This window comes from Aureimonas phyllosphaerae, assembly GCF_047943035.1.
Lineage (GTDB): Bacteria > Pseudomonadota > Alphaproteobacteria > Rhizobiales > Rhizobiaceae > Aureimonas > Aureimonas phyllosphaerae.
Map to the genome: position 1 here is coordinate 1,896,643 of NZ_CP181348.1, position 13,056 is coordinate 1,909,698.

A 13,056-nucleotide genomic window follows, 5' to 3' on the forward strand; every position below is an offset into this window, starting at 1 on the left:
GCCCTCTGCAAGGAGCCCTCATGAGCCTCTTCACCCGCCGCCAAGTCCTCCTCGGGGGTGCCGCGCTCGCCGCCGTCACCGCATTCGGCCTGCCGGCCTTCGCACAGGTCTCCGACCGCCCGGTCAAGGCCGCCTTCGTCTATGTCGGCCCGGTCGGCGACTTCGGCTACTCCTTCGCCCATGACCAGGGCCGCAAGTATCTGGCCGAGAAGCTCGGCGACAAGGTGCAGACGAGCTTCGTCGAGAACGTCGCCGAGGGACCGGACGCCGAGCGCGTCATCCGCCAACTCGCGCAGGACGGCAACGACATCATCTTCGCGACCTCGTTCGGCTTCATGAACCCGACGCTGAAGGTCGCCAAGCAGTTCCCGAACGTGAAGTTCGAGCATGCGACGGGCTACCAGACCGCGCCGAACATGGCGGCCTACAATTCGAAGTTCTACCAGGGCCGCGCCGTACTCGGCACCATCGCCGGCATGATGTCGAAGAGCGGCAAGGCGGGCTACGTCGCCTCCTTCCCGATCCCCGAGGTCGTGATGGGCATCAACGCCTTCACGCTCGCCGCGCGCAAGGTGAACCCGAAGTTCGAGACGCAGGTCGTCTGGGTGAACTCCTGGTACGATCCGGCCAAGGAAGCGCAGGCGGCGGGCGCGCTGCTCGACCAGGGCGCCGACGTCATCACCCAGCACACCGACAGCCCCGGTCCGCTGCAGGAAGCCGAGAAGCGCGGCGCCATCGCCTTCGGCCAGGCTTGGGACATGAAGAGCTTCGCGCCGAACGCCCACATGACGGCGATCGTCGACCAGTGGGGCCCGTACTACGTCGACCGCGTCAACGCGGTGATCGACGGCTCCTGGAAGACGCAGGACGTCTGGCTCGGCATGAAGGAAGGCGAGGTCGAGATGGCCCCGTTCAACGACAAGATGCCGGCCGACGTGAAGACCGCCGCGCAGAAGATCGTCGACGAGACCAAGGCCGGCACCTACGAGGTGTTCACCGGCCCGATCAAGGACCAGTCGGGCGCCGAGAAGATCGCCGCCGGCACCCGCATTCCGGATGCCGATCTCCTTAAGATGGACTGGTACGTCGAGGGCGTTCGCAACTGACGGCTCGCGTCGGCGCATAGCGCCGCAAACCTCTTGTCTCGACCCTTCGAGGCGTGAAAGACTGGAACCATTCGAAGGGCGTCATGCGCCCTTCGATCCCAACGCCTGTCCTTCCCACCGTCTCCTGAACGGCGAGGGACCGCTGAAGGCACATCGGATCATTGTGGGGAGCGTCCGCGACAAGGGGGCGGCGTTCCGGGGCTCATCCCATGTGGACCTATTTCGCCGATTGGCTGCAATTCGGCGTGCGCTGGCTGCACGTCATCACCGCGATCGCCTGGATCGGATCGTCGTTCTACTTCATCGCGCTCGATCTCGGGCTGCGGAAGCCCCACGGAGCGCCGCTCGTCGGCGTCGGCGGCGAGGCCTGGCAGGTCCATGGCGGCGGCTTCTACCACATTCAGAAATACATGGTCGCGCCGCCGCACATGCCGGAGGACCTGACATGGTTCAAATGGGAGAGCTATGCGACCTGGCTGTCCGGCTTCGCGCTCCTGTTCCTCGTCTACTATCTCGGCGCCGAGCTTTACCTGATCGACCCGGCCAAGGCGGACCTGCCGGCCTGGGGGGCGACGCTGATCGGGCTGCTCGGCCTCGGGCTCGGCTGGATCGTCTATGACGCGATCTGCAAGTCGCCGCTGAAGAACAACGATTCGGCGCTCCTCGGCGTGCTCTTCGTCTACGTGGTGGCCGCGAGCTTCGTGTTCAGCCAGGTGTTTTCCGGGCGCGGTGCGATGCTGCACACGGGCGCGATGATCGCGACGATCATGACCGCCAATGTCGCGATGCTGATCATCCCGAACCAGAAGATCGTGGTGGCCGACCTCAAGGCCGGGCGCACGCCCGATCCGCGCCTTGGAGCGGCGGCCAAGCAGCGCTCGCTCCACAACAACTACCTGACGCTGCCCGTCGTCTTCCTGATGCTGTCCAACCACTACCCGCTGGCCTTCGCCACGGAGTGGAACTGGGCGATCGCGGGCCTCGTGCTCCTGATCGGTGCCGTGGTGCGGCACTTCTTCAACACGATGCACAAGACCGGGCAGCAGCTCTGGTGGTGCTGGGCGGTGGCCGGCGTCCTGTTCGCGGCCGTCATCACCCTGTCGGGCGCGCCGGGCTGGCGCGCGGCGGCCGGGTCCGGGCCGACGGCGGCGGAGACCAGCCTCGACTTTCCAGCCGACCCGCAGGTGGCGCTCGCCCGTTCCAGCCATTTCGCCGAGGCCGAGAGCATCGTCCAGTCGCGCTGCTCGATGTGCCATGCCCGCCAGCCGCTCTGGCCCGGCATCGGCCACGCGCCGAAGGCGATCCTGCTGGAGACCGGACGCGACATCGTCCTCAACGCCTCGCTGATCGAGCGGCAGGCCGTGCGCAGCCACGCCATGCCGCCCGGCAACATCACTGGCCTCGAGCCGGCCGAGCGGCTGGCCCTCGCGCGCTGGATCGAGTCCGGCGACGGAACCTGGCGCCGCTGAAGGATCGGATCATGAGCGACATTCATCCGGCCGGCGGCACGCTGGCGATCCGAGCGCGCGTCCTCTCCTACCACGCCCATCCCCTCACGGAGGGCGTCGAGGCCTCGTACCGCTACATCGAGGACGTGCTCGTCGTCGTCCGCGACGGCATGGTCGAGGCGGTGGGCGAGGCGGCCGGGTTGCTGGCCGACCTCGATCCCGCGATTCCCCTCGTCGACCACCGCCCGCATCTCCTGATGCCCGGCTTCATCGACCCGCATCTCCACATGCCACAGACGCAGGTCATCGGCTCCTACGGCACGGAGCTGATGGAATGGCTGTCGAAGTACACGTTCCCGGAGGAGTCGCGCTACGGCGACCCCGCCGTGTCGGATGCCGCCGCGCGCTTCCTGATGGCCGAACTTCTGCGCAACGGCACGACGACGGCGGTCGCCTTTTGCACCTCGCACCCGCAGTCGGCGGAGAGCTTCTTTTCCGAGGCCGATCGCCTCGGCCTGCGCATGGTCGGCGGCAAGGTGATGATGGATCGCCACGCGCCGGACGCGCTGCTCGACACGCCGGAGCGCGGCTATGACGAATCCAAGGACCTGATCCGCCGCTGGCACGGCAGGGGCCGCCTGTCCTATGCCATCTCGCCCCGCTTCGCGCCGACCTCGACGGAGGCGCAGCTCGAAGCGACGGGCGTGCTCGCCGCCGAACACCCCGACCTGCATATCCAGACGCACCTGTCGGAGAACCACGGCGAGATCGCCTTCGTGGCCGAGCTGTTCCCATGGGCGGAGGACTATACGGCAGTCTACGAGCGATACGGTCTCGTGCGGCGCAAGGCGCTGTTCGGCCACTGCATCCACTTGTCGGAGCGCGAGCGCGGCGCGCTCGCCGAGAGGGAGGCGACGGCGGTCTTCTGCCCGACCTCGAACCTCTTCCTCGGCTCCGGCCTCTACGATCGCGACGCGGCGCTGGCGGCGGGGCTTCGGACCGGCATCGCGACCGATATCGGCGGCGGCACGTCCTACTCGATGCTGACGACGGCGGCCGAGGGCTACAAGGTGCTGGCCCTGCGCGGACAGAAGCTGCGCGGCCACGCCGCCTTCTACATGCTGACCGCCGGCAATGCCGACGCGATCGGCCTCAATGACAGGATCGGGCAGGTGGCGCCCGGTTTCGAGGCGGATTTCGTGATCCTCGACACGGCGGCGACGCCGGCCCAGCGGCGCCGGGCCGAGCGGATCGAGACGCTGGAGGAGGAGCTTTTCGTGCTGATGACGACCGGCGACGAGCGCAATGTCGTGGCCACCTACGCGGCGGGCCGGAAGGTCCATTCGCGCGATGGTGATCGCGGGCTGCCCGGCCGGCTCGACCAGCCGGCGTTCGCGCCCTCGGGCGGCGGCATGCAGGGCGGCGAAACGCAGGCCCGCTGACGCGCCAGCACGATCTATGCGCTGCTCTGGCGCGTCCGATGTCGAGCGGCGCTGGCATCCGTCGGTGTCCTCGTCCTATGCCTGAACTGGAGGGGGCCGTCCGGCCCCGCAACGAAGAGGTTGAACCATGCGTCTGGTCCGATTCGGCGAGCCCGGAGCCGAGAAGCCCGGCCTGATCGATGCCGAGAACACGCTGCGCGATCTGTCGGGCGAGATCGACGACATCGCGGGGGCGGTGCTTTCGCGAGAGGGACTGGCGAAGCTGCGCGCCCTCGACCCGAAGAGCCTGCCGAAGACCGACCCGAGCCATCGTCTGGGAGCCCCGGTCGCCGGCACGCGCAACTTCGTCGCCGTTGGGCGGAACTACGCCGAACACGCCGCCGAGACGGGCTCGGACGTGCCGGAGGAGCCGCTTCTCTTCAACAAGGCGGTGTCCTCGATCGCCGGTCCGCGCGACGGCGTGGTGATCCCGAAGGGCTCGTCCAAGGTCGACTGGGAAGTCGAGGTCGCGGTCGTCATCGGCGAGCGCTGCTATCAGGCCTCGAAGGCCGAGGCGATGGACCATGTCGCCGGCTTCTGCCTGTGCAACGACGTGTCGGAGCGCACCTGGCAGAAGGAGCGCGGCGGCCAGTGGCTGAAGGGCAAGAGCGCGCCGGGCTTCGGCCCGCTCGGTCCCTGGCTGGTGACGCGCGACGAGATCGAGGATCCGGCCGCGCTGGAGCTCTGGCTCGACGTGAACGGTCAGCGGATGCAGACCGGCACGACGGCCGACATGATCTTCGACTTTGCGACCATCGTCTCCTACGCGTCGGAGTTCTTCGCGCTGGAGCCCGGCGACATCGTCACGACGGGCACGCCGCATGGCGTCGGCGCCGGCATGAAGCCGCCGGTGTTCCTGAAGGACGGTGACATCGTCACGCTCGGCAACGCCAAGCTCGGCGAGCAGCGGCAGGTCTTCTCCGCGCCGCGCTGAAACGGCACGGCTCAGAAAGAAAGCTCCCCGCAAAAGGGTGCGGCGCACTGGAAGCGGCGCGCCCGGCCCCTATTCCTTCTGCGCGTCGGACGAGCCTTCGAAACGGCACGTCCGACCCCTCGACAGGCAGCAGGAAGGCCCGCCCATGTCCCAGGTCGAAACCGGATCGAAGCCCAAGAAGCGCGAGACGGCAGCCCGAAAGGCATCCGCCGCCGCATCGCTCGACCGACTGCAGATGCTCGCCGCCGACCGCGTCGCCATCGAGGGCGTCCAGCCCGAGATCGACGGCGGTCGGTTCGCCGTGAAACGCTTCGAGGGCGAGCCGCTCACCGTCACCGCCGACATCTTCTCCGACGGCCACGAGATCATTGCCGCAGCGCTTCTGACGCGCGGCGTGGACGAAGCGAACTGGCGCGAGACGCCGTTCGTCTTCATCGCCAACGACCGTTGGGGCGCGACCGTCGCCTTCGACCAGCCGGGCCCCTACCGCTTCACGATCGTTGCCTGGCGCGACACGTTCGCGACCTGGGCGAGCGATACGAAGAAGAAGCGCGACGCCGGCGTCGACATTTCGCTCGAGCTGCGGGAGGGCGCGATCCTCCTCGAAAAGGCGGCCGGGTCCGGGCGCGGCACCAAGGACCAGCAGAAGGCGCTGAAAGCGCTGCGCGACCGGATCGGCAAGCTCGCCGCCAAGGGCGACGGCGAGGCTCTCTACGCCGCCTTCGAGGAGGCGACGACCGTCGCGCTCCTGCGCGACGTCGGCCTGCGCGAGAACCTCTCGTCCTACGGCCGCGAGGTGCCGGTCTGGGTGGATCGCGAGCGCGCGGCCTTCTCCGCCTGGTACGAGCTGATGCCGCGCTCGCAGTCCGGCGACGTCAACCGGCATGGCACGTTCGACGACGTCATCGCGCGCCTGCCCGACATTCGCGAGATGGGCTTCGACGTCCTCTATTTCCCGCCGATCCACCCGATCGGCAAGTCCAATCGCAAGGGCAAGAACAACTCGGTCACGGCGCAGGAGGGGGAGCCGGGGAGCCCCTATGCGATCGGATCGCACGAGGGCGGCCACAAGGACCTCCACCCGGAGCTCGGCTCCTTCGCCGACTTCCAGCGCCTCGTGACGCGCGCTGCCGACCACGGGCTGGAGATCGCCATCGACTTCGCCATCCAGTGCTCGCCCGACCATCCGTGGATCAAGGAGCATCCGGAATGGTTCGACTGGCGGCCGGACGGCTCGATCAAATACGCCGAGAACCCGCCGAAGAAGTACCAGGACATCGTCAATGTCGACTTCTACCGCGAGGGCGCGATCCCCTCGCTGTGGCAGGAACTGCTCGACGTCGTCCTGTTCTGGCTGAACAAGGGCGTGCGCATCTTCCGTGTCGACAATCCGCACACCAAGCCCTTCCCGTTTTGGGAATGGATGATCGCCGAGGTGCGGCTGGTGGACCCCGGCGCGGTGTTCCTGGCGGAGGCCTTCACCCGGCCGAAGCTGATGAAGCGGCTCGCCAAGGTCGGCTACAACCAGTCCTATTCCTACTTCACGTGGCGAAACCAGAAGTGGGAGCTTCGCGAGTACCTGACCGAGCTGACGAAGGAGGAGTGTGCCGAGTTCATGCGGCCGAACTTCTTCGTCAACACGCCGGACATCAACCCGCTCTTCCTCCATACGAGCGGGCGGCCGGGCTTCCGCATCCGGCTTGCGCTGGCCGCGACGCTGGCCGGCAACTACGGCGTCTATTCCGGCTTCGAGCTCTGCGAATACGAGCCGCTGGTCGCCGGCAAGGAGGAGTACAAGGACTCCGAGAAGTACGAGATCCGCGCCTTCGACTGGAAGCGCGAAGGCAATATCCGCGACGACATCGCCTTCTTCAACCGCATCCGGAACTCGGAACCGGCGCTGCGCGACTTCCGAAACCTCGAGTTCCTGAACTTCTGGAACGACAACGTCCTTTACTACGCCAAGCGCACGCCCGACCGGTCGTCCTACATCTTGGTGATGGTGAGCCTCGACCCGCACAATCCGCAGGGCGGGCATTTCGAGGTGCCGCTGTGGGAACTCGGACTGGGCGACGACGCTTCGGTGAAGGTCGAGGATCTCGTCGACGACCGCCAGTTCGTCTGGTCGGGCAAGATCCAGCATTGGTGGTTCCGCCCGGACGAGCGGCCCTACGCCGTGTTCCGGATCTCGGTCTGACGGCCGCCGCGGCGACCGGTTGAGGATGAGCGAAGCGAGAGTGCGAGCATGACCATGTCCCATTCCCGGCCGGACGGCGCCCCGAGCGCCGGGTTCGACGCCGCCTCGGTGCCATCCTCCGCGCTGGTCGAGTTCGCCGGGCGCCAGCGCTGGTACGCGGGGCGCTCCGAACGGGTCTCGAACGCCCGCTTCGAGGCGATCGAGGACTCGATCGGGGCGGCGAAGCTCGGCGAACTCGTCGTCCATGTCGAGGACGGCGAGACGCAGCGCTATTTCCTGCCGCTCGTGCGCGCCGCGGAGGGCGCGGCGGCGACGAGCCTCGATGCGGGGCCGGCCGGCGGGCTTCTGGCGGACGGCGCGCGCGACCCCGCCTTTGCCGCGGCCGTCGTCGCGCTTCTGGCGAAGGGCGAAGGGGAGGGCGGAGCGCTGGTCGTCCATCGCAGCCGCGCCACGGCGGATCGGCTGGCGGCCGTCGCCGACGTGCCGACCTCCGACATCAAGGTCCTGTCGGGCGAGCAGTCCAACACCTCGGTCGGGGTCGGCCAGCTCGGCATCCTGAAATTCTACCGTCGCCTGCGCGACGGCGAGCAGCCCGAGCTCGAGGTCACAGCCTTCCTGACCGACCGGAGCGGCTTCACCAACGCGCCGGCGCTCTTCGCCTGGCTGGAACTGCGGCGGCCTGACGGCAGCCACACCGCCGTCGCGGCCCTCTTCGAGCGCGTCGCCAATCGCGGCGACGCCTGGGGCGTCGTGACCGACGACCTCGTTGCCGACCTGTCGGGCAGCCAAATCACGCACGAGCGCTTCGATGCCGGCGCGACGCTTGGCCGGCGCACCGGCGAGATGCATGCGGCGCTGGCTCGGAAGACGGGCGATGCCGCCTTCGATCCCGAGCCGCTCGACGCGGCCTCGCTTGGCCGAATCATCGCGGAGGCGAGGACCGAGGCGGGCGAGGCGCTGGATGTGCTCGCGCGCGAGGCCGAGCGCAGCCCGGAACTAAAAGGCGAGATCGACCGCCTGCTCGCGGCGCGCGGCGAGATCGACGCGTGGTTCGCCGGTTTTCCGGCGGACGAAGCCGGCGGCTGGCGTACGCGCATCCACGGCGACTACCATCTCGGTCAGGTTCTGGTGTCGGGCGCAGACGCCGTGATCCTCGACTTCGAGGGCGAGCCGGGCCGCCCGCTTGCCGAACGCCGGGCGAAGACCTCGCCGCTACGCGACGTCGCCGGCATGCTGCGCTCCTTCGACTATGCCGCATTCGCCGCCCGCGACCGCCTCGGATCCGATGCTGGCGAGCCCGCCCGCGCGGCGTCCGACGCCTGGCGCGAGCGCACGAGCGCCGAGTTCCTGAAGGCTTGGGAAGCGGCGAGCGGCGTTTCGCTCTCTTCGGCCGCGAACATGAAGCTTCTCGATCTCTTCGTGTTGCAGAAGGCCTTCTACGAACTGCGCTACGAGGCGGCCATGCGGCCGGCGTGGCTGTCCATCCCCCTTCGGGGCATCGTCTCCCTTCTCGAAAAGCGTCAGGTCCTCCGATGAGCCAGACTGAAACCAACCGTTCGTCGGCCGTCGCCGGCTTCGATCACGCGCTGCATGGGGACGAGGCGCGGGCGCTCGGCGTCGGGCGGCACGAGAACCCGTTCGGGGTGCTTGGTATCCATCGCACCGACGGCGGCGCGGTGATCCGCACGATGCGGCCCGGCGCCGAGCGCGCCGAGGTGATCGATACGGCCGGAAAGGTGCTCGGCACGCTCGAGCGCGGCGAGGTCGACGGCCTGTTCTCCGGTTTCATCGCTGGCGACGTGCCGACCCATCGCTTCCGCTTCACCCATGGCGACGTGACCTGGGAGGAGGAGGACGCCTACCGCTTCGGCACGCTCCTGTCCGACTTCGACGCCTATCTCCTGGCCGAGGGACGGCACTACAAGCTCTACGAGAAGCTCGGCGCCCATCCCCGCGAGATGGACGGCGTGAAGGGCGTCGCGTTTGCGGTGTGGGCGCCCGACGCGCGCCGCATCTCGGTGGTCGGCAACTTCAACGCCTGGGACGGCCGGCGCCACGTCATGCGCAAGCGCCTCGACACCGGCGTCTTCGAGATCTTCATCCCGGGCCTCCAGCGCGGCGAAGTCTACAAGTACGAGATCATCGGCAAGCACGGCGAAATCCTGCCGCTGAAGGCCGATCCGGTGGGCTTCCGCCAGGAACTCGCCCCCTCCACCGCCTCGATCGTCGACGGCCTCGTCGAGCACGAGTGGAAGGACGACGCCTTCCGCTCCAAGTCGCGCGACTGGCAGGACCGCGAGAAGCCGGTTTCGATCTACGAGGTGCATCTCGGCTCGTGGAAGCGGGGCGACGGCGACACGTTCCTCGACTACGACGCGCTGGCGCGCGAACTGACGGCCTATGTGAAGGACATGGGCTTCACCCATGTCGAGTTCATGCCGGTGTCGGAGCACCCGTTCTACGGCTCGTGGGGCTACCAGCCGATCGGCCTCTACGCGCCGACCGCCCGCTTCGGCGATCCGGCCGGCTTCGCGCGTCTCGTCGACGCCCTGCATCAGGCCGATATCGGCGTGCTCCTCGACTGGGTGCCCGGCCATTTTCCGACCGACGTCCACGGGCTCGGCCGCTTCGACGGCACGGCGCTCTACGAGCACGCCGACCCGCGGCGCGGCTTCCACAAGGACTGGAACACGCTGATCTACGACTACGGGCGGACCGAGGTGAAGAACTACCTCGTCGCCAACGGCCTCTACTGGCTCGACCGGTTCCATGTCGACGGATTGCGCGTCGATGCCGTCGCCTCGATGCTCTACCTCGACTACTCGCGCAATCACGGCGAGTGGGAGCCCAACATCTACGGCGGGCGCGAGAACCTCGAGGCCATGGCCTTCCTGAAGGAGACCAACGAGCAGGTCGGCGGCCAGTATCCGAACGCCTCGACCCACGCCGAGGAATCGACCGCCTTCCCCGACGTCTCGCGCCCGACCTATGCCGGCGGCCTCGGCTTTCACTTCAAGTGGAACATGGGCTGGATGCACGACACCCTGCATTTCATGCAGGAGGACCCGATCAACCGCAAATACCACATGCACCACATGACCTTCGGCATGGTGTATGCGTATTCCGAGAACTTCGTCCTGCCGCTGTCCCACGACGAGGTGGTCTACGGAAAGGGCTCGATCCTCGGCAAGATGCCGGGCGACTGGTGGCAGAAGTTCGCCAACCTGCGGGCCTATTACGGGTTCATGTGGACCCATCCCGGCAAGAAGCTGCTCTTCATGGGCGGCGAGTTCGGGCAGTCGGCGGAGTGGAACCACGACCAGTCGCTCGACTGGCACCTCCTCCAGTATCGCGAGCACGAGGGCGTGCAGCGCCTGATCCGCGACCTCAACGCGCTGTATCGCGGCGTCCCGGCGCTCTACGAGAACGACTGCGAGCCGGCCGGCTTCGAATGGGTCGACACGTCCGACGTCGACCAGTCGATCCTCTCGTTCCTGCGCAAGGACAAGCACGGCGGCGCGGCGCTGGTTGTCTGCAACTTCACGCCCAACGTCCACCACGGCTATCGCGTGGGCGTGCCGCATGGCGGTTTCTGGGCGGAGGCGATGAACACGGACGCCGAGATCTACGGCGGCTCGAACGTCGGCAATTTCGGCGGGCGGGAGGCGGAGGAGGTCCACGCCAACGGCCGGCCGTTCTCGCTATCGCTGAGCCTGCCGCCGCTGTCGACGATCGTCCTCGTGCCGCGCTGAGGCGTCAGGCCGCCAGCGCCTCCGGCTCGACCCGGTTCCGGCCGAGCCGCTTGGCGCGATAGAGGGCGCGGTCGGCGGCCGCCATGGTCTCGTCGAGACCGCGTCCCATCGTGGAGGCGACGCCGACGCTGACTGTCACGGGGATGGCGCGCGCGCCGGCCTCGGACGCGTCGCGGAAGCGGCGACGGAGGCGGTCGGCCATCTCGGCTCCCTCCCGCATGTCGCAGGCCGGCACGAAGGCGACGAACTCCTCGCCGCCGAGCCGCCCGATCACCGCGCTCGACTTCATCTCGCTTTCCGCCACCCGGGCGAAGAGCTTCAGCACGTCGTCGCCGGCCTGATGGCCGAACGTGTCGTTGACCTGCTTGAAATGGTCGAGATCGAAGACGAGGAGGATGCCGGCCGGTAGATCGGGTCCGATCCGCTCGCTCGCCTGCTGGGTGAAGCTGCGGCGGTTGGCGAGCCCCGTCAGAAAGTCGGTCTGGGCCGCCACTACGAGACGGTTCTCGCCCTCCTCGCGCACCATGGCCAGAAGCGCCATGGGCGCCGCGACGGCGTAGAGGACGCCTTCGCCCATGGTCAGGATCGACAGGACCTTGATGATCCCGGCGTCCGCCACCGTGTCGAGCAGCGGCATGGCGATGACGCGGATCATGTAGACCGCGCCGTGGATGGCGAAGACGGCGACGGCGAGGGGGCGCGAGCGCATGGCGCCGAGCGTCGGCGACAGGAGCGCGGCGACGCCCGCGAACTGGATGCAGGCGATCACCAGCGCTGCCATTGCATGCCAGATCGGTAGCGGAAGGTTCGGCCCCACCCAGAGCCAGAGGGCGGCACCGCCCACAAAGGCGGCGAGCGGCGGGGCAACGTCGCGGCCGCCGATGCGGGTGATGCCGGCGACCATCAGGCCGTAGCCCGTGAAGATCAGGATGTTCGACAGGCCAGAGCCGATGACGGTCGGCAGTTCCTCCCGCCAGGACACGAGCATCGATCCGGCGAGGAGAAACAGATAGGCGAGCGACCAGAGCCGCAGGACCCGCTGGTGGCGCGGATTGAAGAGGCTTTCGCCGAAGGCCATGGCGCTGGCGACGCCGAGAACGGCCGCGCAGAGGACGTAGATGGTGAACAGGTCGATCTGCATGGGCCCCGCGCCTTTCCGATCGGCGGGACTGTGTGCCTCGATCCGCGAAGGAAGTCTTATGGACGGTGGCCGGGCAGCGTGTCGGATGGCGGTGTCGTTAAGACGCTGTTACCTCGGGCTCGACCGGCACCATGTCGACGGCGTGGTGGTGCTTCTGCGGGCCCGCCGTGATCAGGACGCCGTCGATCGGCGCGACGTCGGCATAGTCGCGGCCGAGCGCGACGAGGACGTGGTCCTCGCCGGCGAGGCAGCCGTTCGTCGGATCGAGGCCGATCCAGCCGGCATCCGGGCCCGCCCAGGCCTCGACCCAGGCATGCATCGCGTCGGCGCCCGCGAGACGTGGCCGGCCGGGCGGCGGCTCGGTGCGCAGGAAGCCGCTGGCATAGGCGGCGGGAACGCCGCAGCCGCGAAGGCCCGCGATCATCATGTGCGAGAAGTCCTGACAGACGCCGCGGCGCATCGCGAACGTCTCCTCGACGCGCGTCGCCACCGACGACACGCCGGCCTGGAAGCGGAACTCGGACCGGATGCGCCGGGCGAGCATGAGGAGCCCGAGGCCGATCGCAGGTGCCGCCTCCAGGGTCTCCGCCGCATAGGCGGCGACCATGGCCGATGGCGAGACGAGGCGGCCGGCCCCGCCGAAATGGATCGGGCTGTCGCCCTCGCTCTCGACGGAGGACGCGCTCCATTCGCGGACCTGCCGCAGCGTCGGCGTGCCTTCGAGCCGCGGTGCCGGACGCTCGACGCGAACGCGTGTCTCGAGTTCGACCCGCAGCGCGTCGTGCGGGCGCGCGATCAGGCCGTGGGCGGTGCGGTTGCCGAAGAAATCCGTCTCGCGCTGCAACTCGCTCGGGGTCGGCTCGAACCGCAGCCGGCTCGCGAGGACGCGCTGTCCGCGATCCTCGCGCGGCTCGACGCGCAGGATGTGACGGGCGTCCGCCACGAAGCCGGGATAGTGGTAGGCGATCAGGAGGCGGATGTCGTAGATCACGGGCAC

Annotated in this window: 9 protein-coding genes; 7 read left to right on the forward strand and 2 right to left on the reverse strand. The window is 68.3% G+C overall.

What is annotated here, in order from left to right; genetic code table 11:
- Window positions 1-5: 5 nt before the first annotated feature.
- From ACLNGM_RS08850 to glgB, 7 genes are all read left to right on the forward strand, one after another.
- Window positions 6-1,106: a BMP family ABC transporter substrate-binding protein gene (locus tag ACLNGM_RS08850; protein WP_416358418.1), complete on the forward strand. Its 1,101-nt coding sequence runs from the start codon at window positions 6-8 to the stop codon at window positions 1,104-1,106.
- Between the two features lie 209 nt (window positions 1,107-1,315).
- Window positions 1,316-2,575, forward strand: a complete 1,260-nt coding sequence (locus tag ACLNGM_RS08855; RefSeq protein WP_416358018.1) for a urate hydroxylase PuuD — start codon at window positions 1,316-1,318, stop codon at window positions 2,573-2,575.
- Between the two features lie 11 nt (window positions 2,576-2,586).
- Window positions 2,587-3,996 carry a guanine deaminase gene (gene guaD / locus ACLNGM_RS08860; protein ID WP_416358019.1) on the forward strand — a complete coding sequence of 470 codons (1,410 nt, stop codon included), beginning with the start codon at window positions 2,587-2,589 and terminating at the stop codon, window positions 3,994-3,996.
- Window positions 3,997-4,123: 127 nt separating this feature from the next.
- Window positions 4,124-4,969: a fumarylacetoacetate hydrolase family protein gene (locus tag ACLNGM_RS08865; protein WP_416358020.1), complete on the forward strand. Its 846-nt coding sequence runs from the start codon at window positions 4,124-4,126 to the stop codon at window positions 4,967-4,969.
- A 145-nt stretch (window positions 4,970-5,114) separates the two neighbouring features.
- Window positions 5,115-7,166 carry an alpha-1,4-glucan--maltose-1-phosphate maltosyltransferase gene (locus tag ACLNGM_RS08870; RefSeq protein WP_416358021.1) on the forward strand — a complete coding sequence of 684 codons (2,052 nt, stop codon included), beginning with the start codon at window positions 5,115-5,117 and terminating at the stop codon, window positions 7,164-7,166.
- A gap of 48 nt (window positions 7,167-7,214) precedes the next feature.
- Window positions 7,215-8,702, forward strand: a complete 1,488-nt coding sequence (locus ACLNGM_RS08875; protein WP_416358022.1) for a phosphotransferase — start codon at window positions 7,215-7,217, stop codon at window positions 8,700-8,702.
- On the forward strand, window positions 8,699-10,918 hold the full coding sequence (gene glgB / locus ACLNGM_RS08880) for a 1,4-alpha-glucan branching protein GlgB (protein WP_416358023.1): 2,220 nt from the start codon (window positions 8,699-8,701) through the stop codon (window positions 10,916-10,918). The genes ACLNGM_RS08875 and glgB overlap by 4 nt, the downstream gene beginning before the upstream one ends.
- Before the next feature lie 4 nt (window positions 10,919-10,922).
- Here glgB and ACLNGM_RS08885 read toward each other — a convergent pair whose 3' ends face one another.
- Together ACLNGM_RS08885 and ACLNGM_RS08890 are read right to left on the reverse strand one after the other, a co-directional pair.
- On the reverse strand, window positions 10,923-12,059 hold the full coding sequence (locus ACLNGM_RS08885) for a diguanylate cyclase (RefSeq protein ID WP_416358024.1): 1,137 nt from the start codon (window positions 12,057-12,059) through the stop codon (window positions 10,923-10,925).
- Between the two features lie 97 nt (window positions 12,060-12,156).
- On the reverse strand, window positions 12,157-13,056 hold the full coding sequence (locus tag ACLNGM_RS08890) for a transglutaminase family protein (RefSeq protein WP_416358025.1): 900 nt from the start codon (window positions 13,054-13,056) through the stop codon (window positions 12,157-12,159).